This is a genomic window from Labrys sp. F242 (assembly GCF_057813875.1).
This window is the reverse complement of sequence record NZ_JBVASG010000001.1, coordinates 846,134-870,193: the sequence shown is the minus strand read 5'-3', so window position 1 is coordinate 870,193 and position 24,060 is coordinate 846,134. Positions and strand designations below refer to the sequence as shown.

General features: G+C 63.4%; 20 protein-coding genes, 2 tRNA genes and 1 riboswitch. Of the genes, 7 read left to right on the top strand and 15 right to left on the bottom strand.

Features of this window, described 5'->3' with window-relative positions; all coding sequences use genetic code 11:
- Positions 1-214 precede the first annotated feature (214 nt).
- From ACZYTC_RS04075 to ACZYTC_RS04065, 3 genes are all read left to right on the top strand, one after another.
- A tRNA-OTHER gene (locus ACZYTC_RS04075) sits at positions 215-283 on the top strand.
- Between the two features lie 4 nt (positions 284-287).
- A tRNA-Ile gene (locus tag ACZYTC_RS04070) sits at positions 288-350 on the top strand.
- A gap of 319 nt (positions 351-669) precedes the next feature.
- Positions 670-1,830, top strand: coding sequence for a slipin family protein (locus ACZYTC_RS04065; protein WP_488988967.1), 1,161 nt, complete (start codon positions 670-672; stop codon positions 1,828-1,830).
- A gap of 32 nt (positions 1,831-1,862) precedes the next feature.
- Here ACZYTC_RS04065 and ACZYTC_RS04060 read toward each other — a convergent pair whose 3' ends face one another.
- The 6 genes from ACZYTC_RS04060 to ACZYTC_RS04035 form a co-directional block, all read right to left on the bottom strand.
- The gene (locus tag ACZYTC_RS04060; RefSeq protein WP_488988966.1) at positions 1,863-2,537 is read right to left on the bottom strand and encodes a hypothetical protein; all 675 of its coding nucleotides are present in this window, start codon (positions 2,535-2,537) and stop codon (positions 1,863-1,865) included.
- Positions 2,538-2,795: 258 nt separating this feature from the next.
- Positions 2,796-4,115, bottom strand: coding sequence for an NAD-dependent dihydropyrimidine dehydrogenase subunit PreA (gene preA, locus ACZYTC_RS04055; RefSeq protein ID WP_434957283.1), 1,320 nt, complete (start codon positions 4,113-4,115; stop codon positions 2,796-2,798).
- An 11-nt stretch (positions 4,116-4,126) separates the two neighbouring features.
- The gene (locus ACZYTC_RS04050; RefSeq protein WP_488988965.1) at positions 4,127-5,476 is read right to left on the bottom strand and encodes an NAD(P)-dependent oxidoreductase; all 1,350 of its coding nucleotides are present in this window, start codon (positions 5,474-5,476) and stop codon (positions 4,127-4,129) included.
- Positions 5,477-5,679: 203 nt separating this feature from the next.
- On the bottom strand, positions 5,680-6,513 hold the full coding sequence (locus ACZYTC_RS04045; RefSeq protein WP_434957285.1) for an anti-sigma factor family protein: 834 nt from the start codon (positions 6,511-6,513) through the stop codon (positions 5,680-5,682).
- On the bottom strand, positions 6,510-7,037 hold the full coding sequence (locus tag ACZYTC_RS04040; protein WP_441772017.1) for an RNA polymerase sigma factor: 528 nt from the start codon (positions 7,035-7,037) through the stop codon (positions 6,510-6,512). Before ACZYTC_RS04040 ends, ACZYTC_RS04045 begins: the two co-directional genes overlap by 4 nt.
- A 146-nt stretch (positions 7,038-7,183) precedes the next feature.
- Positions 7,184-7,453 carry a (2Fe-2S)-binding protein gene (locus tag ACZYTC_RS04035; protein WP_434957287.1) on the bottom strand — a complete coding sequence of 90 codons (270 nt, stop codon included), beginning with the start codon at positions 7,451-7,453 and terminating at the stop codon, positions 7,184-7,186.
- Positions 7,454-7,726: 273 nt separating this feature from the next.
- On the opposite strand from ACZYTC_RS04035, the gene bfr reads away from it, so the two are divergent.
- Positions 7,727-8,209, top strand: coding sequence for a bacterioferritin (bfr, locus tag ACZYTC_RS04030; RefSeq protein WP_434957288.1), 483 nt, complete (start codon positions 7,727-7,729; stop codon positions 8,207-8,209).
- Positions 8,210-8,291: 82 nt separating this feature from the next.
- Here the strand turns inward: bfr and ACZYTC_RS04025 are convergent, their stop codons facing one another.
- The 7 genes from ACZYTC_RS04025 to ACZYTC_RS03995 all read right to left on the bottom strand — a co-directional run bounded on the left by ACZYTC_RS04025 (position 8,292) and on the right by ACZYTC_RS03995 (position 15,313).
- Positions 8,292-8,783: a GreA/GreB family elongation factor gene (locus tag ACZYTC_RS04025; RefSeq protein WP_434957289.1), complete on the bottom strand. Its 492-nt coding sequence runs from the start codon at positions 8,781-8,783 to the stop codon at positions 8,292-8,294.
- Positions 8,784-8,807: 24 nt separating this feature from the next.
- Entirely contained in the window at positions 8,808-9,782 is a 975-nt protein-coding gene (tal, locus tag ACZYTC_RS04020) for a transaldolase (protein ID WP_441772019.1), read from the bottom strand.
- A gap of 349 nt (positions 9,783-10,131) precedes the next feature.
- The gene (locus ACZYTC_RS04015; RefSeq protein WP_488988964.1) at positions 10,132-10,911 is read right to left on the bottom strand and encodes a class I SAM-dependent methyltransferase; all 780 of its coding nucleotides are present in this window, start codon (positions 10,909-10,911) and stop codon (positions 10,132-10,134) included.
- 35 nt (positions 10,912-10,946) lie between these two features.
- The gene (locus tag ACZYTC_RS04010) at positions 10,947-11,750 is read right to left on the bottom strand and encodes an ABC transporter ATP-binding protein (protein WP_488988963.1); all 804 of its coding nucleotides are present in this window, start codon (positions 11,748-11,750) and stop codon (positions 10,947-10,949) included.
- Positions 11,747-12,769: a FecCD family ABC transporter permease gene (locus ACZYTC_RS04005; RefSeq protein ID WP_434957293.1), complete on the bottom strand. Its 1,023-nt coding sequence runs from the start codon at positions 12,767-12,769 to the stop codon at positions 11,747-11,749. The genes ACZYTC_RS04010 and ACZYTC_RS04005 overlap by 4 nt, the downstream gene beginning before the upstream one ends.
- Position 12,770: 1 nt before the next feature.
- Complete coding sequence (locus ACZYTC_RS04000) at positions 12,771-13,814, bottom strand: ABC transporter substrate-binding protein (RefSeq protein ID WP_488988962.1); 1,044 nt, start codon at positions 13,812-13,814, stop codon at positions 12,771-12,773.
- Positions 13,815-14,005: 191 nt separating this feature from the next.
- A riboswitch (cobalamin riboswitch) is annotated at positions 14,006-14,236 on the bottom strand.
- 108 nt (positions 14,237-14,344) lie between these two features.
- A complete protein-coding gene (locus ACZYTC_RS03995) occupies positions 14,345-15,313 on the bottom strand; it encodes a CobW family GTP-binding protein (RefSeq protein ID WP_488988961.1) in 969 nt (322 codons plus the stop codon).
- Positions 15,314-15,602: 289 nt separating this feature from the next.
- Here ACZYTC_RS03995 and recQ point away from each other — a divergent pair, with 289 nt between their 5' ends.
- The 3 genes from recQ (at position 15,603) to ACZYTC_RS03980 (ending at position 21,967) form a co-directional block, all read left to right on the top strand.
- Positions 15,603-17,459 carry a DNA helicase RecQ gene (recQ, locus tag ACZYTC_RS03990; RefSeq protein WP_434959673.1) on the top strand — a complete coding sequence of 619 codons (1,857 nt, stop codon included), beginning with the start codon at positions 15,603-15,605 and terminating at the stop codon, positions 17,457-17,459.
- 274 nt (positions 17,460-17,733) lie between these two features.
- Complete coding sequence (locus ACZYTC_RS03985) at positions 17,734-21,408, top strand: acyl-[ACP]--phospholipid O-acyltransferase (protein ID WP_488988960.1); 3,675 nt, start codon at positions 17,734-17,736, stop codon at positions 21,406-21,408.
- Complete coding sequence (locus tag ACZYTC_RS03980) at positions 21,401-21,967, top strand: TetR/AcrR family transcriptional regulator (protein WP_488988959.1); 567 nt, start codon at positions 21,401-21,403, stop codon at positions 21,965-21,967. The genes ACZYTC_RS03985 and ACZYTC_RS03980 overlap by 8 nt, the downstream gene beginning before the upstream one ends.
- Before the next feature lie 50 nt (positions 21,968-22,017).
- Here the strand turns inward: ACZYTC_RS03980 and ACZYTC_RS03975 are convergent, their stop codons facing one another.
- Both ACZYTC_RS03975 and ACZYTC_RS03970 read right to left on the bottom strand, forming a co-directional pair.
- Positions 22,018-23,355, bottom strand: coding sequence for a sensor histidine kinase (locus ACZYTC_RS03975; RefSeq protein ID WP_488988958.1), 1,338 nt, complete (start codon positions 23,353-23,355; stop codon positions 22,018-22,020).
- A complete protein-coding gene (locus ACZYTC_RS03970; protein ID WP_434957300.1) occupies positions 23,352-24,029 on the bottom strand; it encodes a response regulator transcription factor in 678 nt (225 codons plus the stop codon). The genes ACZYTC_RS03975 and ACZYTC_RS03970 overlap by 4 nt, the downstream gene beginning before the upstream one ends.
- Positions 24,030-24,060: the final 31 nt, after the last annotated feature.

The window sequence follows — 24,060 nt, the reverse complement described above, 5'->3', positions numbered from 1 at the left end:
CGCGCCTTTGCTTGGAATATCCGGGTGCATGCACTCAACCCAAAAAGAATAAGGCCGAATTTTCTGTACTGGCCCCTTGCGTAACTTCAAGCGTGCAGCTATAAGCCGCGCCCCGGTCATCCAGCCGGAACGATATCAGCGGCCGGAGTTCGAAACCTCCGCCCGCGCAGGCGGCTCTGCCGTCCTGTGTACGGATGTCGGGACGGGATCGGTTTGGGTTGTAGCTCAATGGCAGAGCGCCGGCGGGAGCCGGAGGTCGCGGGTTCGATTCCTGTCAGCCTAACCTCGGATAGCTCAGTGGTCGAGCAGTAGACTGATACTCTACGCACGAAGGTTCGAATCCTTCTCCAAAGCGCCTGAAAAACGCTTCGCCCTTGACGGTCCGGGAATTGGCATGCCGACGGTCTTCCCAGGAGGCAGCGCCCACGGGTGTTACCTCTGACGGAGAGCCTGAAGCCGTTCGCCCGCAGCCTGGCTTGCGGATATGGGCAAGACGTCCCGTGGCCGGCGACGTATCTTCGGATCCGCGCCCGCCACTCGGCCTCGCGCCCCGCTGCCGCCGGCCCGCCACGGGCAGACGTCACCGGTTCCCGGATCTTTGCCGGGACCAATCATCAACAACGGAAGGAACGATCGGCAGATGATCTGAGCTTGCCGAAAGGAGACGACATGACTTTTCTCGACCTGATTTTGCGGCGCCAGCGCGTCGTCGTGAAGGAAACCGAGCGTGCCATCGTGCTGCGCAAGGGCGAGGTGCGTGCCATTCTGGAGCCGGGCGAGCACGTCCTGGCCGGCCGGAAGGACGATACCGAAATCCTGCGCCATGACATTGAAGCAGGGCCGTTCAACTCTCCTCTCGAGAAGGCGTTGTTCGACAAGCTTCCGGCCGTGGCCGAGCGTCATTTGCAGCGGTTCCGCACCGAGCCGGGCATGATTGCCATCGTCGAGCGCGATGGTCTCGTCCATGTGTTGCTGGGCCCCGATCGCAAGCTCACCGTGTGGAAGGCGGCCGGTCCCTGGACCTCGACGTCCATCGCTCCGCCGGCCGACCTCGTCGTCGAGCCGGGCCTGCTCCCTCGGCTGGTGCAGGCCCGCAAGGCCGAGCTCGTGATCCTGCACGCCGTGCAGGATGGCCAGGTCGGACTGCTCTATGTCGACGGTGCTTTCATCCGCACGTTGGCGCCGGGCGTGCATGGCTTCTGGAACATCGGAAAGCCGGTACAGGTCAAGGCACTCGACGTGCGGCTGCGTTCGCTCGACGTCAACGGCCAGGAGATGCTGACGCGCGACCGAGTGACCATCCGTGTCAACATCGCGGCCGAGTTCCGCGTCGTCGATCCGGTGAAGGCTGTTACCACCGTCAAGGATTGCGAGGATGCGTTCTACCGCTCCCTGCAATACGCCTTCCGCAAGGCTCTGGGCGCCCTGACGCTCGACCAGTTGCTGGAACGCAAGACCGTCGTCGATGCCGAGGCCACCGAAAAGGTGCGCAGCGACATGGCCGATATCGGTATCGAGGTCGGTGAGATCGCCCTGAAGGATGTGATCCTGCCGGGCGAGATGCGCGAGATCCTCAACCAGGTCGTGGCGGCTGAAAAGCAGGCCGAGGCCAATGTCATCCGCCGCCGCGAGGAGACGAACGCCACCCGTTCGCTGCTCAACACGGCCAAGGTGATGGCCGAGAACCCGGTGATGCTGCGGCTCAAGGAGCTGGAGGCCTTGGAGGCGATTGCCGGCAAGGTCGAGCGCCTGACCGTGCATAACGGGGTCAGCGGCCTGATGAACGATCTCGTCAAGCTGCGGGATCTGTCGCCGGCGGACAACAAGTGAGATGGGCGGGTCCTGCGACCCGCCCATTTTCGTCAATGCGCGGCCAGGAAGGCTTTCATGTAGAAGCCTGCTTCCTGGCTGCCATAAGCCTTGTCGGGTGCCACCGGGCAGGCCCGGCGCGCGAGGCAGCCGCCTTGTCTGCAGGCCGTACCCTGCGGCGAGCGCACATGGGCGGCACAGCGTTCCACATCATAGCCCGCCAGTGTGAAGGCGCCGACCGGACAGTTGTTAAGGCAGGGCTTGGCCGCACAGCTCTCACACGGATGGATCACCCTTGCGAGCGGGGGCAGCGCCAGCCTTTGCGCAAAGCCGAGCGCACCGCGATAGCTGTGCCAGAGACCATGCACGGGGTGCACATAGATGCCGAGCGGCGAAGCGAAGACAGTATCGCCGCGTTGCGCCCAGCGCTGAAACGGCAAATAAGGCGGGCCGCCGAAGGGATAGAGGGCGACGGCGCTAAACTCGTTTGCCATCGCGTCAATCACCCGCGCGGACCAACGATCCAATGGATGCAGTGCGCCATCGGCAGCCTCGTGCGAAGCCGCGAAGGCCGGCCATTGCCGGCCACCGCTCCAGCCGAGCAGTACCAGCGTTTCGACTGACCCGGTATCGAGCGCCGGGACGCCGTCCTCAGGTCGGGGATGGAAGGCGCCCCTCACTGAGAGACCGACGACTTCGGCGTGTTCTGCAATCTGATCCAGCGTCATGGGCCCGGCGTGATTTCCCGATGAGAGCGCTGCATCCTGTTGTGGGTGGAGAGAGATGACAATCTCATTCTGCGCTGTTGGGCTTCACCCCTCATCCGGCTGCCGCCACCTTCTCCCGCAAGGGGAGAAGGGAATTTATTGGGCCGGGATATTGTAGCGCGGCCCTGTTCAAGCAAACTCGCCTATCCGAGCAGAGCCCCTTCTCGATTTGTGGGAGAAGGTTCCAGCAGGGTGATGGGAGGTGAAGCAGCGTGCCACCTACTCCGCCGCGGCAGGAGCCTTGGCGTACACCGCCGGATTATTGGGATGCTCCTTCCAGGTGCGATGCCCGCCCACCGGCCTGCCGGTACGCTTGTCGACCCCGGAGGTCACCGGCTCGAGCGTGATGCAGTCCTCGATCGGGCAGACCACGGCGCACAGATTGCAACCCACGCACTCTTCCTCGATTACCTCGAACTTGCGCTCGCCGGCGACCATGTTGGTGATGGCCTGGTGCGAGGTATCCTCGCAGGCAATGTGGCAGCGGCCGCATTTGATGCAGGCATCCTGGTCGATATGGGCCTTGACCACATATTCGAGATTGAGGTGCTGCCAGTCGGTCACCTGGGGAATGGCCTTGCCGACGAACTGATCGACCGAGGTATAGCCCTTTTCGTCCATCCAGTCGGAGAGACCGGAGATCATCTCCTGCACCACCTTGAAGCCATAGACCATGGCGGCCGTGCAGACCTGCACGGTGCCGCAGCCGAGCGCCATGAATTCCACGGCGTCACGCCAGGTCTCGACGCCGCCGATGCCGGAGATCGGCATGCCGCGCGTCGCCTCGGCTCTCGCGATCTCCGAAACCATGCTGAGTGCGATGGGCTTCACCGCCGGGCCGCAATAGCCGCCATGGGTGCCGAAGCCGTCCGTATTTGGCCAGGGGCGCATAGTGTCGATGTCGACCGAGACGATGGAGTTGATGGTGTTGATCAGCGATACCGCGTCGGCGCCGCCGCGCCTGGCCGCCTCGGCTGGCTTGCGCACGTCGGTAATGTTGGGCGTCAGCTTCACGATCACCGGCATGCGGGTATATTGCTTGCACCAGCGCGCAACCATCTCGACATATTCAGGCACCTGCCCGACGGCCGAGCCCATGCCGCGCTCCGACATGCCGTGCGGGCAGCCGAAATTCAGCTCGATGCCATCGGCCTCGGTGTCCTCCACGAAGGGCAGGATCGACTTCCAGGCGTCTTCCTCGCAGGGCACCATCAGGGAGACGATCAGCGCCCTATCCTTCCAGTCGCGCTTGACCTGCTTGATCTCGCGCAGGTTGACCTCGAGCGGCCTGTCGGTGATCAGCTCGATATTGTTGAAGCCCATCACCCGGCGGTCCTGGCTATGCCAGGCGCCGTAGCGCGGGCCGTTGACGTTGACCACCGGCGGCCCCTGTTCGCCGAGTGTCTTCCAGACCACGCCACCCCAACCCGCCTTGAAGGCACGGACGACGTTGTATTCCTTGTCGGTTGGCGGCGCGGAAGCCAACCAGAACGGATTGGGGGACTTGATGCCCAGGAAATTGGTGCTGAGATCGGCCATGTCTTTTCTCCTCACGCAGCTTTGGCTTGGGACTTAAGGGCTTGATCGATCGAAAGCGCGGCCTGCTTGCCGTCCTCGACCGCAGCCACCGTCAGATCCTTGCCGCCGGCGATACAATCGCCACCGGCCCAGATGCCGGGCACCGAGGTGCGTCGTTCGGCGTCGACGGTAATCCGTCCCTTCTCCAGCGTGAGCGGCACGCCGTTGACCTCCCCAGGCAGAAAGGACTGCCCGATCGCGGTGAAAAGCTGGTCGCATTCGAGCCTGAGGGTCTCGCCGGTACCCGTGAGTCGGCCGCCCTGCTCGCTGGTATATTCGAGCTCGACAGCCACCAGCCTGCCATCCTCGGCATGCAGCCGCGCAGGCTTGAGCCAATGGCGGATGAGAACGCCGTCGGTCTGGGCGAGTTCCTGCTCGTAATCGGAGGCATTCATCTGCGGCTGGCCGCGGCGATAGGCGATGGTCACGCTTTCCGCGCCCAGGCGCTTGGTCTGCGAGGCGATGTCGATGGCGGTCATGCCGCCGCCGATCACCACGATGCGGCGGCCGACCGGCAAATCCGCAAGGTCTCCCGCCTGACGCAGCGCGGCAATGTAGTCGACAGCATCGATCACGCCCTCGATACCTTCTTCCAGGCCGAGATCGTTGGTGTCCCCCAACCCCATGCCGAGGAAGACCGCGTCGAATTGCTTGGCGAGATCCGAGAGTTCGATGTCGCGCCCGAGGCGCTTGCCATAGTCGATGGTGATGCCGCCGATCGCCGTGATGTAATCGACCTCGGCCTGCGCAAAGCCGCCGGTGCTCTTATAGGCGGCGATGCCGTATTCGTTGAGGCCGCCGGCTTTCTCACGCGCCTCGAACACCACGACCTCATGGCCCAATGTTGCCAGCTTGTGGGCACATGACAGGCCGGCCGGGCCGGCGCCGATCACGGCGACGCGCCTGCCGGTGGGAGCGCCGCGCTTGAACAATTGCCTGCCCTTGGCGAAGAGCTCGTCGGTGGCATAGCGCTGCAGGTTGCCGATCTCGACCGCCCTGCCCTCCGAGGTTTCCTTGACGCAGGCTTCCTCGCACAGCGTCTCGGTCGGGCAGACACGAGCACACATGCCGCCCATGATGTTGGATTCCAGGATGGTCCGCGCCGCTCCAACCGTGTTGCCGGTCATGATCTCGCGGATAAACATCGGAATATCGATCGAGGTGGGGCAGGCCTTCACACAGGGCGCGTCATAACAGAACAGGCAGCGCTCGGCGGCAACGCGCGCCTCATGCCTGTCGAAGGCCGGATGAAGGTCTGAGAAATTGCTGGCGAGCGTGGGGGAATCGAGACGGCCCCGCGCAATGTCGGATCGTGCAGTCATCTGAACCTCTGGTAATCAGCTCTTTATTTTTTACCAGTTGATCAAAAGAACGAGTCGCTGTCAATCACACTTTTGAACGGCTCCAGAGTAAGAATCCGCCTGCTCTGCCAGCTTGGCAAGCGCAATTGGGGGCAGCTCTTCAGACCGGCCTGGAACCGCTACACATTGCAAGAGGTGGGGCGGGTCCAAAGACCCGCCCTCTGTCACGCCGCGATCTGTTTTGCCAGCATGGCGGCAAGCTTTTGCATGATCTCGTCCGGCCCGTGGCCGATCAGCATGTAGGAACGCTCGGCATCCGACCAGTAGACCACGTTGAAGCCGTTGCGCTGTTCGAGCGTGGGTGCGCTCGCCGTGCCGGGATTGTTGGCATAGATGCAGAAGGCCAGCGGGCCCGTCAGTTCGTCGAGATAGGCGATCTCGACCAGGGGCGCATTGTCGTAATGGAAGAGTTCGACGCGCTTGAGCTCCTGGGCCGGCAGGTTGACCTTTTCGGGTGTCAGCGGGAAGCCGAGCCGGCGGGTCGCCGCGGCAAGATCGCGCTGCGCGGTGGAGACATCGTTCGGCATCCAGTCGAGCGTCTGCGACGTCGTCAGCCCCCAATATTCGGCCACCGTCGTGCGCCAGGCATCCGGCCCTTCATGGTCGCTGTGCTGCGCCGAAGGGAACGGCCACAGACCGGGCGGCGCGTAACGGCCAACCCCGGCTCCGACCACGAACAAGGCGAGCGCCGCCGCGACCGCTGCCGGCGGGATGCGCCAGCCCGAGCGCCGTGCATTGTCATTGACCACCGGCGCCGGAATCGCCGTCTGGCTTTCGGCAAGAAGCGCTTCGAGACGTTGCCGGGGCGCGTGCGCCGCCAGAGCATCGTAGCTCTGTTTGAACGGGAGCGAACCGGCCGCGAGCGCGTCCAGTCTCGCCTTCAGAGTCGGCTCCTGGGCAAGGCGGACCTCCAGCCCCGCGTGCTCTTCGGGCGACAGAGCTCCATCCAGAAAGGCGACGAGGCTGGCGTCATCGGGTCCCATCTCCTGCGTAGTCATGATGCCTCCCCCGCACCGCCCTCCGGCGTATCCTTGTTCAGATGAGCGAGCCTGAGCCTGGCCGAAGCCAGGCGGCTCATGACGGTTCCGATTGGTACGGCCAGCATGTCCGCCGCCTCGGCATAGCTGAGCCCTTCCGCATAGACCAGAAAGACGGTTTCACGCAGTGCTGCAGGCAAGGCCTGTACCTGCCTCAACACTTGGGCAGCCAAAATATTCGTTTCGAACTGCCGCGCACCATCAAAGGACAGGACGTTCTCGGCCTGCTCCAGCTCGACGGGGTTACGCACCTTGTTGGCCCGGACCTCGTTGAGCCAGATCGAACGCTCGATGGCGAACAGCCAGCGATCGAGGCGGGTCCCCGGGATGAACTGGTGCGAGCGCTCGAGCGCCCTGAGGCAGGTGGCCTGCACCAACTCCTCCGCGAACTGCCCATTGCCCGACAGCACGAGCCCGAACCGCCACAACGCCACGAGATGCGCAGCAAGGCCGGTCCGAACGTCCTGGTCACCTGATTGGGGCATGAATCGCCTATGCCGATAGGGAGCGGCATTATTGTGGCGCGGCGGACAGGAAACGCAACCGTGAGGGGGAACCAGGATTTCCGGCGATCAACCGCATTTGGAGGCTGCCTTGCGAGCGCCTCGCGCACAATCGCCCGGGATGCCGCCTATTCAGCGGCGTCGAGCATCACTTCGTCGGTATTGGCGGCTTCAACCATATCGCGCAGGGCGCAATCCTCGGTACACTCATGGCAACGCGCAGCCGCACGTGCATCGGCGAGAATCTGCCGCACTGTGATCAGGCAACGGCCGCATTCCGGTCCGCAGCCCAGGCAACGATAGGCTTCCGTAGCCGAACGGGGACAACCCGGCTGCTCGGTCGCGAGCGTGCTGGTGAAATCCTCATCGGTCAAAACACGGCAGGAACAGACGATCATTCGCAGCGATCTTGGGTTCGAGCAAAGGCAGTGACGAGAGTGATGTGGACGGACGAGCTCACCTTGTCAATGGCCCGACGCAACAATAGAATCGTTATAAATCAGTAGTTTAGAACGAGAATAAACTGGGAAACGCCTGGGTGGCCACTGGAGGCTTCGTGCCTTCCCCTCCCCTGGCAAAATCCTCCGGACAAATTTGCCGCGTCTGGGGGCTTGCCTAAATTTAGAATTCTTCTAATGTACTTTCAGTCCACCAAGTATGGAGAAACGCTCATGAAGGGCGACAAGAAGGTCATCGATTATCTCAACAAGGCCTTGCGGAGCGAGCTGACCGCGATCAACCAATATTGGCTGCATTACCGGATCTTCGACAATTGGGGCCTGCTGGGCCTTGCCAAGAAGTGGCGCGCCGAATCGATCGAAGAGATGCAGCACGCCGACAAGCTGACCACACGCATCCTCTTCCTTGAAGGCTTCCCGAACATGCAAACGCTCGATCCGCTGCGGATCGGCCAGACTGTGAAGGAAGTTCTCGAGTGCGACCTTGCCGCCGAGCGCGAGGCTCGCGCCCTCTATCAGGAGGCTGCGGAATATTGCCGCACCGTCAAGGATTTCGTCTCCGAAAATCTGTTCAAGGAGCTGATGACCGACGAGGAAGGCCATATCGACTTCCTGGAAACCCAGCTCGACCTGGTCGAACGCCTCGGCATCCAGAACTACTCGCAGAGCCATCTCGGCGGCTTCGCGGAAGAGTAAGCTTTCCTGATTGCAGGGATGTGCATAGCAATGGCGGCCGCTGGCCGCCATTTTCGTTGGTCGGGTCTTTGGGCCCGGCCGGCTATTGCGGCTTGCCCTCCGGCGTCGTGTCGATCCCCACGATCTCGGCCTCCTGTGGCCCGACGCGAATCACCTCACCGACATCCTTGCCGAACAATGCCTTCGCCAGCGGGGAGACATGACTGATCCGTCCCAATGCGGCATCGGCCTCATCCTCACCGACGATACGCCAGATGCGTTCGCGCCCGTCGGGATAGTGAAGCGTGACTGCCATGCCGAAGCGGATACCTGCATCGCCAGCGCCCGGCACCACCCGTTCCGCCGTTGCCCGGCGGGTGGCCCAGTAGCGGATTTCGCGTGATGCATTGCCCATGGCAATGCGATCGCCTGCGGCTTCGGCCGTGGCGAAAAGCGAACGCGCCTGTCTGAGCTCGGCCTCGATCATGCCAAGACCGCGCGCGGTAACGAGATTGCGCTCGCTCGAGACCGGCCGCTCGGGAAGGACCTGTGCGTCCTCCCCTTCCTGGCCGTCCTGGGTAAAGGCTCGGCTCACGATATGACGATCAAGCAGCCAAGGTCATGCGGCTTGGGCCGTGCCCTCGACGCGCTTGGCAAGGAGCGTACGCAGCTTGCCGAGATCCTTGGCGAAGCCGCGAATGCCTTCGGCGAGCTTCTCGGTCGCCATCGCATCCTCGTTCATCGCCCAGCGGAAGGCGCGTTCGTCGATCTTGCCCGTCGTGGGGGCCGAAGCATGATTGTCGGGGGAGAGCTTGCGCTCCAGCGTGCCCTCGTCCGCCTCGAGTGCCTGCAGCAGGTTCGGGGCGATGGTGAGACGATCGCAACCGGCCAGCGCCTCGATCTCGCCGGTGGAACGGAAGGAAGCGCCCATCACCACCGTCTTGACGCCACGTGCCTTGTAGTCGGCATAGATGCCCCTGACCGAGATCACGCCCGGATCTTCCTCCGGCGTGAAGGTACGGCCGTCATTCTTGACATGCCAGTCGAGGATACGGCCGACGAAGGGCGAGATCAGGAACACGCCGACATCGCCGCAAGCCACGGCCTGGGCCTGAGAGAACAACAGGGTCAGGTTGCAGTCGATCCCTTCTTTCTGCAGCACCTCGGCCGCACGGATCCCCTCCCAGGTCGAGGCGATCTTGATCAGGATGCGATCGCGCTCGATGCCGCGGGATTTGTAGTCGGCGATGATGGCATGCGCCTTGGCGATGGTCGCCTGCGTATCGAAGGAGAGGTCGGCGTCGACCTCCGTCGAGACACGGCCGGGAACGAGCTTGGTGAGTTCCGCGCCGAAGGAGACGGCCAGGCGATCGGCGATTGCTGCGACGGTGCCTTCCTTGCTGCCGCCCTGCTTGCCGCCCCAGCTCACGGCTTCCGCGATCAAATGGTCATAGGCCGGCATCTCGGCGGCCTTGAGCAGCAGGCTCGGATTGGTGGTGCAATCGACCGGCTTGAGCGCCTTGATCGAGTCGATATCGCCGGTATCGGCAACTACGACCGTCATGGCGCGCAATTGTTCGAGTTTCGAAGCCATATGTAACGTCCTTGTTCACAGACCTTGATAGCGTCCCGGCACGGACCATAAACCCCAGCCCCGGCGGCGTCATCAGTTATCGTGCTTGTTTTCTCGCCCCATTGCAGAGGGAAGAAAAGACGGGCTCTCTCGGTGCTTATCTGGTGGGTCGATCTCCAGATCGACCATCTTGGAAGCGCCGTGCTTGCCGGCAGGAAGATGCCGATCTGGAGATCGGCACACCTCGTTTCAGGCGCCTCCACTCGCAAAGTTAGCGCCTATGGCACTCTCCGCCTGAGGTCCTTCGAGACTGATCTCGATCATATGGTTCCTGCCGGACAGCCATGCAAGGCGACCGGTCGCGGAGGCCTCACTTGCGGCAGCAGATGATGAAGCGCTGGTAGAGATGGGTACGCAGCCGGTTGCGCAGATCGGCCTGGCGCCTTTGGGCAGCGGCAATCGGCCGATGCGAAGAGATCACGATATTCCTGAAACCGGCCAGCTCCAGGAACGGAAGGAGATCGGCGCTCCGTAGCCCCCTACCGAAAGGTAGCCTCTCCATGATGCGGGCATGGCGCTCGCTCATCGCGCTGTCATAATAGGGATCGGCACCGCCGAGGCGGTCGATCAGGGCGATGAGCTTGGACGCCATCCGGCCGACCCTGGTGGGCCTGGCCCAATCCCCGTCGAAGAATAGCAATCTGCCGCCCGGCTTCAGCACGCGATACCAATCGGCAAAGGCCTTCTGCGGCTCGGTCAGTGTCCAGACCAGATGCCGGCAGACGACCGCGTCATAGGCGCCTTCCGGTTCCATGGTGTTCTCGGCGTCGCCGAGCCGGAAGCGCAGGCGCTGCCGGCCGGCATGCTTGCGACGGGCCACCGCCAACATGGCCTCGGAGAAATCCAGGGCCGTGACCTCGTGGCCGAGCGCCAGCAGCAGCTTGGTGATCTCGCCCGTCCCACAAGCCAGATCGAGGATCCGGCGCGGTTCGGTACCGAGATGATCGCGGATCGCCGCGGCCCAGGCCTCGAATTCCGGCCCTTCGGGAATATGATGCCCGAAGGCGCGGTCGAAGGTTTCCGAACGCCTCGACCAATAATCACGGATCTCTTCCTTGAGATCGAAATTCGCTGAACTGGCGCCCGTCATCCGTCGGCCCTCCTCATCTGTCGGTTGAGCCCGCGTCATGACGCAGCCGCGACCCAGCCCGGCCGCGGCACTGGAAGATCCGGATGCCGATAGCGGATGAAACAGCCACCGGTACCGTCGTGGACAACCTCAGCGGCGACACCGAAGACCGACTGGATGCGCGAAGCCGTCAGCACCTCGGACGGAGGACCGATCGCCTCGATCCGCCCCGCCCGCATCAGCGCGATCCGATCGCAGAACATCGCCGCATGATTGAGATCATGCAGGGCCGCCACGACAGTGAGGTTCTGGCGATGAACCAGATGCAGCAGGCCGATCTGGTGGCCGATATCGAGATGATTGGTGGGCTCGTCGAGAAGCAGGATTTCGGGCTGTTGCGCCAAGGCGCGGGCGATGTGGAGGCGCTGGCGCTCGCCGCCCGAGAGCGTATGCCACAGGCGAGCGGCAAGGCTGGTCATGGCAACCTCCTCCAGTGCGAGGTCGACGATGGCATCGTCCTTGCCAGACCAAGGCATGAAGGCACCCAGATGCGGCGTCCGCCCGAGCTCCACGGCCTGGCGGGCGGTAATGCGATCGGCCGTCTCGGCCTGTTGCTCGACCAGAGCGATCCGGCGCGCGATTTCGCGGCGAGCCAAGGCGTGGAGTGGCTGGCCCGACAGCAACACCTCGCCGCCCTGCGGGCGGCGGATACCGGCCAGCAGGGACATCAGGCTGGTCTTGCCCGAGCCGTTCGGGCCGATGATGCCGAGCAACTCGCCCGGACGAACCTCCAGCGATACACCCTGCAGGATCGAGACCCCGCCCGCCGACCAGGACAGATTGCGTGCCGACAGGCTCATGCCGTCGCCTTTCTCTGGCTGAGGATGAGAGCGAAGGCCGGCGCGCCGACAAGGGCCGTGATCACCCCGATCGGCAGGACCTGGCCGGGGATGATGATCCGGGACAGAATGTCCGCGACGATCATGAAGACGGCGCCGATCAGGGCGCTGGCCGGCAGCAATCGCCCATGGCGCACGCCCACCACCATCCGCGCGGCGTGCGGAATCACCAGACCGACGAAGCCGATCGATCCGACGATGCTGACCATCACCGCCGTCATCATCGCCGCGACGCCGACGAGCACGACATAAGCGCGCCGGACGGAAATGCCGAGGGATGCCGCCGATTCCGTACCGAAGGTGAAGGCATCAAGCGCGCGAGCGTGCCAGAGGCAGACCAGCAGCCCCACGGCCGTGATCGGCAGGGCCAGCCAGACATCCGGCCAGCGCACGCCCGAAAGATTGCCCAGCAGCCAGAACATGATGCCCCGCGCCTGTTCGGCATTGGCCGCCTTGGTGACGATGAAGGAGGTCAGGGCATTGAAAAGCTGAGACCCCGCCACGCCTGCGAGGATCACCGCGCCGGTTCCGCGCCCCGATCGCATCGCCAGCAAGGCGACGAAACCGAAGGCCACCAGCGCACCGAGAAAGGCGCCGGCCGGCAGGCTCAAAAATCCTGCGCCGAGGCCGAGAATGGCGACCCCGACTGCCCCCGTCGATGCCCCGGCCGAGATGCCGAGCACATAGGGATCGGCCAGGACATTGCGCAGCAGCGACTGCAGCACGACACCCGACAGCGCCAGGGCCGCGCCGCAGCAGGCCGCGACGACGGCGCGGCTCAGCCTGTAGTTCCACACGATGCCTTCATCGATGCGATCGAGAATGTAGCCGGCGCCCCACAGGCGGTTGGCCGCCGTCTTGGCCACCACCTCCATCGGGATGGCCGTCTCGCCGATGGCGGCGCCCAGCCAGAGCGCCAACACCAGCACGGCCAGCGCCAGCATGCCGATTGCCAGCAATCGCGTGACAGCGCGGTTCATCTCAACGCTTCAGGCCGAAACGCTGGATGGCATCGGCGAGCATCTCGATGCCGTCGACGACACGCACGCTCGGCTGCATGGCCTGGACGTCCATTTCCACGACATGGCCCTGCTTGACGGCCGGCATCAGGCTCGCCACCGGATCGGTCTTGAGGAAATTGAGCTTCACGGCGATGTCGTCGGCGGGATAGCGGCGACGGTCCATCCTGCCGGCGACGATGATGGTGGGATCGGCCTTGGCGACGGTCTCCCAACCGACGCTCGGCCATTCCTCCTCGCTTTCCACGATGTTCCGGACAGCCAGGACGGACATGATGTAGCCTGGGACGCTGTTCTTGCCGGCCATATAGGGATCGACATCGACCTTGGCGCTCGAAAACCAGAAGGCGGCCGAGACCTTGCCATCGCCGGCGGCGATCTTGCGGCGGGCGGCTTCCTCGCGTGCCTTCAGGTCCGCGATGACCTTCGAGCCGCGCCCCTGCACGTCGAAGATCTCGGCGAGTTCCCTGATCTCCTGATAGACCAGATCCATGGTGAAAAGGGTGCCGCGGGTGCCGTCGCCACCGCTGGAATTGTCCTTGCCGACGCAATCGGCGGGCGAAACATAGGTCGGGATACCCAGTTCCTCGAACTGCTCGGGCTTGCCGACGATGCCACTGGGGCCGACATGCCACTGGAACTGGGCGGTCACGAGGTCGGGTTTCTTGGCGATCACGCTTTCGAAGCTCGGATCATTGTCGGCCAGGCGCGGAATCTTGGCGTTGGCCTCTTCGTAGCCCGGCAGAACCGGGCCGAACCAGACGGCCGTCCCCACCACCTTGTCGGCAAGACCGAGAAGGTAGAGAACCTCCGTACCGCTCTGACCGACGGAGACAGTGCGCTGCGGAGCATGGTCGAAGGTGACGGTGCGTCCGCAATTGGTGATCTTGAGCGGATATTTGGTCGCCTGGGCGGCGGCTGGATCGATGCTCAGCGTCAGGCTGAAGCCGGCCGCAAGCATGACGGCGAAGCTCGACCAGCAGGCCTTTGCCTTGGGAAAAGTCATGACGTTCTCTCGGTTCGCGATAGGAAGATGGCGCTGTTCGGCGCAGGGCCGAAAACGGGAAACGCCCTCAGGCCAGGCTATGGCAGAGGGTCTGATGGCGCGAAGCGGAGGGAACAGGTGGGCGACGGCCCGAGATGGCGGGAAGAAACGTCACATTGTCTCCTGTTCCGGGCATCCCCGCCCGTGACATGGGATTGATCGAGATGACGGCAGGTTTCCTGGCTCGCGGATATCGGCCTTGCCTCTGCCTTCCCATGGGGTCACCCACAGTGGCATGGCGCTTTTGGCGCCACGAGGATGCTCGGCAATCCGCCTACAGTTGCGGGGGCAGCCACGGCATGGGCTTCGAGAAAGCCGGACCGTGTTCCCTATTACTCCCATCGGGCTCGCACCCGACGGAAACCGTCAGTGCCACAGTTACCGGGGTGTCCCGATCGCGGTCAAGTGAATATGCAAAGCGGGTGGCGTCCGATGGCGAGCCCTGTTTTACCGCCCCAGCACGCGCCTTCCCTCACCTGGAGCAAAACGCTTTAGGCCCGACAGGCCAGGAACCCCTGTTCGATCACGTCTTTCGGCAGATTACGCCCGATGAACACCAGACGGCTCCTGCGCTCCTCTTCCGGCTTCCAGGGGCGCTGATGATCGCCCTCGATCAGCATATGCACACCCTGCACCACGAAGCGCTGGGGATCGCCTTCGAAGGCGATGATGCCTTTCAGCCGAAGCATGTCGGTGCCGAATTGCTGCACGATCGTGTTCAGCCAGGGCATGAACTTGCCGGGGTCGAGCGGCTCGCGGGCAACGAGGGCGAAGCTGCCGACATGGTCGTCATGCTCATGGTCATGGAATCCTGCAAGAAAATCGGGTTCGGCTTCCAGGATGCGGTCGAGGTCGAAGGCACCGCGATCCAGCACCTTGTCGAGCGCGATATCGCAGCGGCGTGTCTCGTGGAGGGTAGCGGTGGGATTGATGCGGCGGATCCGCTTCACCACCCGTTCGAGTTCCCCGGCCGTGACCAGATCGGTCTTGTTGAGGAGGATGGTATCGGCAAAGGCAAGCTGCTCCTGGGCCTCATGCGCTGTCTCGATTTCGCCAAGCAGATGCTTGGCGTCGACCACGGTGACGATCGAATCGAGCCTGGTCTTGGCGCGCACATCGTCGTCGACGAAGAAAGTCTGGGCGACCGGCGCGGGATCAGCCAGCCCGGTCGTCTCGATCAGGATGGCATCGAAGCGGTCGCGCCGGCGCATCAGACCCTCGATGATGCGGATAAGATCGCCGCGCACCGTGCAGCAAATGCAACCATTGTTCATCTCGAAGATCTCCTCGTCGGTATCGACGACGAGATCATTGTCGATGCCGACTTCGCCGAACTCGTTGACGATGACAGCATATTTCCTGCCGTGGCTCTCGGTCAGGATGCGGTTGAGAAGCGTGGTCTTGCCTGCTCCGAGATAGCCAGTGAGGACGGTGACGGGTGTCTGCGGCGCGGGCTGCATGATGTCGGAATTCCTTGATCCGTTGCAGGCGCCTCGGAGCATGTCGATACCACGGGCGCCAGAATGGGCTTCATTTATATGAAACGTTATAACATAACTATCTTTATCTCGGTAGACCGTCAACATCTCGGTAGACCGTCAACGGTGTTGCGGGTGTAACCCGCATTCTGGCCGAGGGGCACATTGCCGGCATTCGCGACCGCGACCGTTCCACCGCAATTGCCTGTCAGCGTGGGAAATCGACGCGGGAGATTTTCGAATCATGGCCCCTGTCGGGTAAGTGTCCATGATGTCCCTGGAATGGAATCAGGCTCCAAAGGTGCATCCTGCAGGCATGACCCGCTCTTCTCCTCAAGATCCTCTCTCCGTCCTCAACGCCATATTCGGCTACAGCGCCTTTCGCGGCCAGCAGGAGGCGGTGGTGCGGCATGTCACCGAGGGCGGCGATGCGGTGGTGCTGTTCCCGACCGGAGCCGGCAAGTCGCTGTGCTACCAGATCCCGGCTTTGTGCCGGCGCGGCGTCGGCATCGTGGTCTCGCCGCTGATCGCCCTGATGCGCGACCAGGTCGAGGCGCTCAAGCAGGCTGGCGTGCGCGCGGCGGCGCTCAATTCCTCGCTGTCGCGCGAGGAAGCCTACAAGGTCCGCCGCTCCCTGATGGACGGCAAGCTCGACCTGCTCTACGTCGCCCCCGAGCGTGTGGCGACACAGGGTTTCCAGTCGCTGATCGCCGATGCCGACATCGCGCTCTTCGCCATCGACGAGGCCCATTGCGTCAGCCAATGGGGCCACGACTTCCGGCCCGAATATCGCGAACTCGGCGGCCTCGCCGCTTCCTTCCCCGGCGTACCCCGCATCGCCCTCACTGCCACGGCCGACCCGGTCACTCGCGCCGACATCATCGAGCGGCTCGGTCTCAACGAGGCCGAGGTCTTCGCCACCAGCTTCGACCGGCCCAACATCAGCTACGCCATCGTCGAGCGTGACAACGCCCGCCGGCAATTGCTGGCCTTCCTGGCTGCGCACAAGGGCAATAGCGGTATCGTCTACTGCCTATCGCGCGCCAAGGTCGAGGAAACGGCGCAATGGCTGAACGAGCAGGGTATCCGCGCCCTGCCCTATCATGCCGGCCTGGAAGTGGCTGTTCGCAGCGCCAACCAGGACGCCTTCCTGGAGGAGGAAGATCTCTGCCTGGTCGCTACGGTTGCCTTCGGCATGGGCATCGACAAGCCTGATGTACGCTATGTCGCCCATCTCGATATCCCGGCCTCGGTGGAAGCCTATTACCAGGAGACGGGCCGCGCAGGGCGCGATGGCCTACCCTCGGATGCCTGGATGAGCTACGGCATGGCCGATGTGGTACAGCGCCGCCGCATGATCCAGGAGGGCAATGCGCCGGAGACGGTGAAGCGGGTCGAACTCGGCAAGCTCAACGCCCTGCTCGGCATCTGCGAAACCGCCGAATGCCGGCGCAAGGCCATCCTCGCTCATTTCGGCGAGACCCATCCCGGCCGTTGCGGCAATTGCGATACCTGCCTTTCGCCGGTCGAGAGCTGGGACGGCACCGATGCCGCGGTCAAGGCGATGGCCGCGATCTACCGCACCGGTCAGATGTTCGGCGCCGCCCATATCATCGACGTGCTCACCGGCAAGGTCACGGAGAAAGTCCAGCGCTTCGGCCACGACAACCAGCCCGTCTTCGGGGCCGGCAAGGACATCGAGGCGCGTACCTGGCAATCGGTGCTGCGCCAGCTCACCGCCGCCGGCCTCGTCAATGTCAACCACGAGGCTCATGGCGCCCTGATCCTGGCCGAAGAGGCGCGGGCCGTGTTCAAGGGCGAGCGGCAAATCGTCTTCCGCCGCGACCGGCCACGCAAGAGCACCGAGGCAAAACGCGCTCGGCGGGGTGAGGTCGAGATGTCGGAACGCGACGGCGCCCTGTTCGCCGCCCTTCGCACCGAGCGCAGTCGGCTCGCCCGCGAGCAAAGCGTGCCGCCCTACATGATCTTTGCCGACACCACATTGCGCGCCATGGCGAGCGAGCGCCCCGGCACCCTGCCCGAATTTCTGGCCCTACCGGGCGTGGGGCAGGCGAAGCTGGAGCGCTACGGCGAACTCTTCCTGGAAGTCGTCAGGCGCGAAGGCTAAAGCGTTTTGCGAAGAGACGGGATCACCAAGAATCGCAAAGACGCGTCGAAACAAAGAGTTAGAGGAAATAAGCGTTCACACTTGAACGCGTTTTGCTCTAGGATGGCCACACGATATCGATGGCTCCAGCCATTGTGCAGCGGCGCACATGCCGGACCTGCGCCAACCTCCCCCGCCTTGACGCCGTTTACCATACATTTTAAGTTAGTGAACGAACGCTAACTTAAATGCGATTCTCCCGCGCCCGGTACGCGCCCATCCAGGAACCACGCCGATGCTCGCATCGCTGATGTCCGCCCGCCGCTTCTGGCCCCTGTTCTGGAGCCAGTTCTTCAGCGCCTTCAACGACAATTTCATCAAGACTGCGCTCACCGTTCTGGCGGTCTACGGCATTGCCGGGACACCGGCTATGGAAGGCAGCGACAGCCTTGTCGCCATAGCTGGCGCTCTCCTGGTCCTGCCCGGCTTATTTCTATCCGGGCTCGCCGGGCAATTGGCTGACCGCTTCGATAAGGCACGCGTGGCCGAACGCATCAAATTTGTCGAAATTGTCATTGTTGCTGTCGCGGCTATAGGTTTCGCCATCCATTCCGTTCCGATCCTGCTGGTGAGCATGCTTACCCTAGGCATTATGGGCACGCTGTTCACGCCAGTAAAATACGGCATGCTACCGGACCAGCTCGCGCCGGAAGAGCTGCCTGCCGGCAACGGCCTGATCGAGGCAGGGACCTTCCTCTCTATTCTGATCGGCATCATCGGTGCGACCTTCGTGGCACCGCATCTCCCCAGCAGCCTAGTTGCAGGGATCATGGTGGTAGTCGCCTTTGCTTGTTGGTTGTTCGCGCGCGCCATTCCTCCGACGGCCCAGGGCGCACCGGATCTGAAGATCGACTGGAACGTATTGCGCTCGAGCTACGAATTGCTGGCTATGGTGGCGGCGGACCGAAAACTGCTGGTCGGCTCGATCGCGGTGGCTTGGTTCTGGATGAGCGGTATCGTCCTGCTCTCACTGACGCCCTCACTTGCCCATAGCGTGATCGGCGGTGACGAAACGGTAAACGCCCTATTCACCACGGCCTTTTCCATCGGCATTGCAATAGGCTCCGTTCTAGCCGCGCGGCTTGCCGCCGGGCGCATCATCGTGTTGCTCTCACCGATTGGCTGCATCCTTATGGGTCTTGCCGGCGTCTATGTCGCTTGGCTCGCCTTCGGCGCCACCGCTTCACAGGAGCCTCTGTTCTTCTGGGGCTATTTCACCAGCGTGGCTGGTTTGCAGATGACGCTGGCCCTTGCTCTCATGGCGGCGGCGGCGGGGCTTTTCATTGTTCCCATCTATGCTGCCGTCCAGCATTGGGCTCCCAAAGACGAGCGTGCGCGCATTATCGCCGGCGGTAATGTGATCACCTCCCTATTCATGGTGGTGGGTGCCGGCGGCTTGGCTATCCTGCAAAAGTTCGTCGGCTTGTCGACGCCGGCCGGCCTCCTTGGTATAGCCATCCTCAACATCATCGCCGGCATCGTCCTGCTCTACGTCCTGCCGATGAGCCGCTTCCGTGACCTCATCCTGCTGCTCTACCGGCTGATCTATCGCCTCGAGGTCAAGGGCATCGAGAACCTGGAGACGCCGACACCCCATCGCATCATCGCGATCAATCATGTCAGCTTTCTCGATGCCGGCCTGGTCCTGGCCCTCCTTGACAAGGACCCGGTGTTCGCCATCGATCACACCATCGCCAAGGCCTGGTGGGTCAAGCCCTTCCTGAAGATCTGCCGGGCCTATCCGCTCGATCCGACCAAGCCGATGGCGACGCGCGGGCTGATCAATGCCGTGAAAGCCGGCGAAACCCTGGTGATCTTCCCCGAGGGACGCCTCACCGTTACCGGCGCGCTAATGAAGGTCTATGACGGCGCCGGCCTGATCGCCGACAAGTCGCATGCCAACATCGTGCCGATGCGTATCGACGGCTTGGAGCGCACGCCCTTCACCAGGCTCGATGCCAACAAGGTCTCGCGCCGCTGGTTTCCGAAGGTGACGGTGACTTTCACCGAGCCGACGCGCCTTACGATCGACGATGACCTGCGCGGCAAGAAGCGCCGCCAGGCCGCCGGTGCCGCCCTCTACGACGTGATGTCGGACCTCATCTACAAGACGAGTTCCGTCGACACCGATCTCTTCCGCGCTTTGGTGGCGGCTGCCGACAAATATGGCCGCAAGCGGGTGGTGCTGGAGGATCCGGTCAGCGGCAGCCTCACCTATAAGCGCCTGCTCATCGGCATCAACGTGCTCGGACGCAAGTTCGAAGCCTTCACAGCGCCTGGCGAACATGTCGGCGTGCTCCTGCCCAACGCCAATGCCGTCGCCGTCACCTTCTTCGCCCTGCAGTCGATCGGGCGCCTTCCGGCCATGCTGAACTTCTCGGCCGGCCAGGCCAACCTGATCTCGGCCTGCAAGACCGCACAGGTGAAGACAGTGCTATCGTCCCGCGCCTTCGTGGAGAAGGGCCGGCTCGGTGACGTCGTGGCCGCGATGGAGGCGCATGTCCGCTTCGTCTGGCTGGAGGATGTGCGCGCCGAAGTCGGCACCGCCGACAAGCTGAGGGGCCTCCTCGGCGCCGGACGGGCCCATGCCAAGCCCACGCCGGACGCCCCTGCCGCCGTCCTGTTCACCTCGGGTTCGGAGGGGGCACCAAAGGGCGTGGTGCTGTCGCACCGCAACATTCTCTCCAACATCGCGCAGGTCGGCGCCCGCATCGATTTCGGCCCCGGCGACATCGTCTTCAACGTACTGCCGGTGTTCCATTCCTTCGGCCTGACCGGCGGCATGATCCTGCCGCTCGTCAACGGCGTCAGGCTCTATCTCTACCCAACACCGCTGCACTATCGCATCATTCCCGAGTTGATCTACGGCACCAACGCCACCGCCCTGTTCGGCACCGACACCTTCCTCGCCGGCTATGCCAAGATGGCCAACCCCTACGACTTCCGCTCGCTACGCTATGTCGTGGCCGGCGCCGAGCCGGTGAAAGTGGAGACGCGGCGGGCCTATAACGAGAAGTTCGGCCTGCGCATCCTGGAGGGCTATGGCGTCACCGAGACCTCGCCGGTGCTGGCGCTGAACACGCCGATGTTCAACAAGAACGGCACCGTCGGCCGGGCGCTGCCCGACATGGAGACGCGGCTGGAGGAAATCCCGGGCATCGAGGAAGGCGGGCGCCTGCATGTGCGCGGCCCCAATGTGATGCTGGGCTATCTCAAGGCCGATCAGCCAGGCGAGATCACCGCGCCCGAGGAAGGCTGGTACGACACCGGCGACATCGTCACCATCGACCCGCAGGGCTTCATCGCCATCAAGGGCCGGGCCAAGCGCTTCGCCAAGATCGGCGGCGAGATGGTTTCGCTCGCCGCGGTCGAGGCCATGCTCGCCGATCTGTGGCCGGAGAGCCCGGTCGCCGTGCTGGCGACCCCCGATCCGCGCAAGGGCGAGCGGCTGGTGCTGATCACGCCGCACAAGCAGGCCAACCGCGCCGATGTGATCGCGCATCTGCGCTACAAGCATGCCGCCGAATTGATGATCCCTGCGGAGATCATGATCATCGACGCCATGCCGGTGATGGGTACCGGCAAGACCGACTATGTCGGCCTTAACAAGATGCTGAAGGAGCGCCAGGCCAATGCCGGTGCGGGCACCGGCGAGGCCAAGGTCCTCCCCCCTGCTCCGCTGCCGGGCTTACCCGATTCGCCCAGACCTACCGAGAATTTGCCCGCGGCACCTTCATCTGCGCAGGGCAATGGCACCGAGCCTGACTCTCACCGCCCACAGCCCGCTCCGCTCGCCGCCCCGGCTCGTCCTGCCGCCGATTCCAAGACCCTCGCGGACAAGGCAGTCGAATCGGAAGCACCGGTTCCGGCCAAGGCCATCCAGGATGGAACGGGCGAGAACCATGCGTGACGGATCGAAGACCCGCGCCAAGATCGTGACGGAGGCCCTGCGCCTGTTCGCCGATAAAGGGGTGTCAGGGACCTCCATCCGCGATATCGCCGGCGCCGTCGGCGTGGCGGAGGCTGCACTCTATCGTCACTTCCCATCCAAGGACGCCCTGTCGCGCTCCCTGTTCCTGGATGGCTATGCCAGGCTTGCGGCCGATATCCTCGCCGCCGACCAGGCCCATCCCCGGTTCGATGCCAAGATCATGCGGATCGTCGAGGTCTTCTGCGAACTTTTCGACGAGGATCGGGCCCTGTTCACCTTCCTGCTGCTCTCCCAGCACACCCATCTGGCCGAAGTGCCCAATGAAACCGACAAGAACGTCGTCGAGGCTGTGCGCTCGATCTTTGCCGGAGCCATGCAACGCAGGGACATCCCCGAGCGAGACGCCGACCTCCTGACCGCGATGGCACTGGGCATCGTCGCCCAGCCCGCCATCTTCACCGTCTACGGCCGGCTCCAAGGCCCGCTGCGCAATCGCGCCCCGGACATGGCGAAGGCCATTCTCGCACTGATGGGCTAAAGTTAGGCGCTTGAAGGTCTTTCGGCCAGCGGCATAGGTTCACCGCGATTTCAGGCTTTCGGAAACATAAGCCTGCAGATGACCCCTTTTGCGCCGTTGCTTATCGTGACCTCACCACCATGCATCCGCATGATGTCGCGTACGAGGTGGAGGCCAAGGCCGGCTCCCCGCCCGTTCTGGTGGTGCTTGAAGAAGGGTTCGAAGATACGTTCCTGCAATTCGGCCGAGATCCCCGGCCCTTCGTCGCGGATCTCCACCCAGTTCGCCTCGACGATTACGCCGATCTCACCACGTCTGCCGCCATGGTCGACCGCATTCTGGACGATGTTCATCAGGGCACGCCTCAAACTGGATCGATCTCCCTGGGTGCGACCGCTCCCTCGGTTATCGAACTGCATCGTATAGCCAGCGGCAAAGGCGATAGGCGCCATGTCGAGACCCACTTCGCTCGCCAGCTCACCGATATCGATCGCCTCGAACTCCGCCTTGCCCTGCCTGAGACGCTGGAGGTCCAGCATCTGCTCTGTCAGGATGGTCAGCCGTTCGGAATCCTCCAGCAATTGCGAGCGTTCGGCTCCGTCCGGCAGCGCGCCGATCCTCGTGCTCAGGATGGCGATCGGCGTGCGCAGTTCATGCGCGGCATCGGCCAGGAAGCGCTCCTGGCGTTCGAAGCCTTCGTCCAGGCGATCGAGTGCCCGGTTCACGGCCTTCACCAGCGGGGTGACCTCACCGGGAATATCGTCCGTCGAAAGCCGGCCGCCCCTTTCGATGGCGTCGATGGCATCGGCCTGTTTCGCTGCCCGATCGACACCTGCCAGGGACTTTCGCACCACGAGCGGCGTTGCGATCAGGGCGCCGACGGCCATGACCAGAACGATGGGCGCGACCAGCTTGGCCAGGACGAGCGATGCCCCCATCATCACCAGCAATGGCGAGGCGAAGACTTCGGTGCCGGTGATGAATTGCAACCGGCCTGCAGATGTCTCGGCCCAGCGCATGCGCGCGGTCGGCCGATCGGGATCGCCGATGTTCCAACCAAGCCGCGCCTGCCCGATCTGATCGAGCGCCGTGCCGATACGGGCGTATTCCTCGGGGATGCGTCCTTCGCTGAGCCTTTGTCCCCTGGTGTCGCGAATGAGGAACCACAGATCCGGCTCCTGCTTGCGCAAGGCTTCCAGCGCAGGGGTCGCCTCGAGGGCCAGTGCACCGGACGGTTGTTGGATGACGGCATCACGCAGCATTTCGATGGTCGCATCGGTCGATCGCAGGCTGGCAAGCTGCCCGGAGCCGAAAAGCACCGCCACCACCATCAGCAGAACCACCGACTGCACCCCCAGCAGCCGCCAGAACAGGCGCTGGCGCAGAGAGTATGGCCCGCCGGAGCTCACGTTTCCTCGCGCAACATGTAGCCGAGCCCGCGCACCACATTGACGACGACGCCGGCCTGGGCCCCAGCCAGTTTGCGCCTGAGCCGCGAGATATGGGAATCCAGGGCGTTAGACTGAATTTCATCGTCCAGGCTGAACACCGCTTCCATGAGAACCGAGCGCGGCACCATGCGCCCGACCCTCCGCATCAGGCATTCCAGCACGAGAATCTCGCGCCTTGGCAGGTCGAAGGGCCTGCCATCGACCGATATCTCCTGAAACGTCATGTCGAAAGACAGCCTGCCGATGCTGATCCGACTCGGGCGCAAATCGCTGGGCCGGCGCATAACCGCGCGCAGGCGCGCCAACAACTCGTCCAAGGCAAAGGGTTTGGCCAGATAATCGTCCGCCCCAAGTTCGAGCCCGGTCACCCTCTCCGGCACTGCCCCCTTGGCGGTGATCACGATGATGGGAAGCATGACGCCCCGGCTTCGCAGCCTCGCCACCAGATCGAGGCCATCCCCATCCGGAAGCTGACGATCGAGCAGGATGGCGTCATAATCGATATCCCCCGCGACAAGTTCGGCATCGGCCAGCGTGGCGACATGATCCATGACCATGTCGTGCTTGACGGTGAGCGCTGAGCGTAACGCCGCCGCCATGCGTGGTTCATCCTCGACGAGCAAGACACGCATATCGCCCCTCAGCCTTCATGATCAGCCCTAT

Excerpts from the sequence above, each read along its gene's own strand:
- ACZYTC_RS04065 (WP_488988967.1), top strand. The coding sequence starts at position 670 with ATGACTTTTCTCGACCTGATTTTGCGGCGCCAGCGCGTCGTCGTGAAG.
- recQ (WP_434959673.1), top strand. The coding sequence starts at position 15,603 with ATGTCCCTGGAATGGAATCAGGCTCCAAAGGTGCATCCTGCAGGCATG.
- ACZYTC_RS03970 (WP_434957300.1), bottom strand. The coding sequence starts at position 24,029 with ATGCGTGTCTTGCTCGTCGAGGATGAACCACGCATGGCGGCGGCGTTA.
- ACZYTC_RS04035 (WP_434957287.1), bottom strand. The coding sequence starts at position 7,453 with ATGATCGTCTGTTCCTGCCGTGTTTTGACCGATGAGGATTTCACCAGC.
- ACZYTC_RS03985 (WP_488988960.1), top strand. The coding sequence starts at position 17,734 with ATGCTCGCATCGCTGATGTCCGCCCGCCGCTTCTGGCCCCTGTTCTGG.
- ACZYTC_RS03995 (WP_488988961.1), bottom strand. The coding sequence starts at position 15,313 with ATGCAGCCCGCGCCGCAGACACCCGTCACCGTCCTCACTGGCTATCTC.
- ACZYTC_RS04045 (WP_434957285.1), bottom strand. The coding sequence starts at position 6,513 with ATGACTACGCAGGAGATGGGACCCGATGACGCCAGCCTCGTCGCCTTT.
- ACZYTC_RS04050 (WP_488988965.1), bottom strand. The coding sequence starts at position 5,476 with ATGACTGCACGATCCGACATTGCGCGGGGCCGTCTCGATTCCCCCACG.
- ACZYTC_RS04010 (WP_488988963.1), bottom strand. The coding sequence starts at position 11,750 with ATGAGCCTGTCGGCACGCAATCTGTCCTGGTCGGCGGGCGGGGTCTCG.
- preA (WP_434957283.1), bottom strand. The coding sequence starts at position 4,115 with ATGGCCGATCTCAGCACCAATTTCCTGGGCATCAAGTCCCCCAATCCG.
- ACZYTC_RS04000 (WP_488988962.1), bottom strand. The coding sequence starts at position 13,814 with ATGACTTTTCCCAAGGCAAAGGCCTGCTGGTCGAGCTTCGCCGTCATG.
- ACZYTC_RS03980 (WP_488988959.1), top strand. The coding sequence starts at position 21,401 with ATGCGTGACGGATCGAAGACCCGCGCCAAGATCGTGACGGAGGCCCTG.
- ACZYTC_RS04040 (WP_441772017.1), bottom strand. The coding sequence starts at position 7,037 with ATGCCCCAATCAGGTGACCAGGACGTTCGGACCGGCCTTGCTGCGCAT.
- ACZYTC_RS04015 (WP_488988964.1), bottom strand. The coding sequence starts at position 10,911 with ATGACGGGCGCCAGTTCAGCGAATTTCGATCTCAAGGAAGAGATCCGT.
- bfr (WP_434957288.1), top strand. The coding sequence starts at position 7,727 with ATGAAGGGCGACAAGAAGGTCATCGATTATCTCAACAAGGCCTTGCGG.
- tal (WP_441772019.1), bottom strand. The coding sequence starts at position 9,782 with ATGGCTTCGAAACTCGAACAATTGCGCGCCATGACGGTCGTAGTTGCC.
- ACZYTC_RS04005 (WP_434957293.1), bottom strand. The coding sequence starts at position 12,769 with ATGAACCGCGCTGTCACGCGATTGCTGGCAATCGGCATGCTGGCGCTG.
- ACZYTC_RS04060 (WP_488988966.1), bottom strand. The coding sequence starts at position 2,537 with ATGACGCTGGATCAGATTGCAGAACACGCCGAAGTCGTCGGTCTCTCA.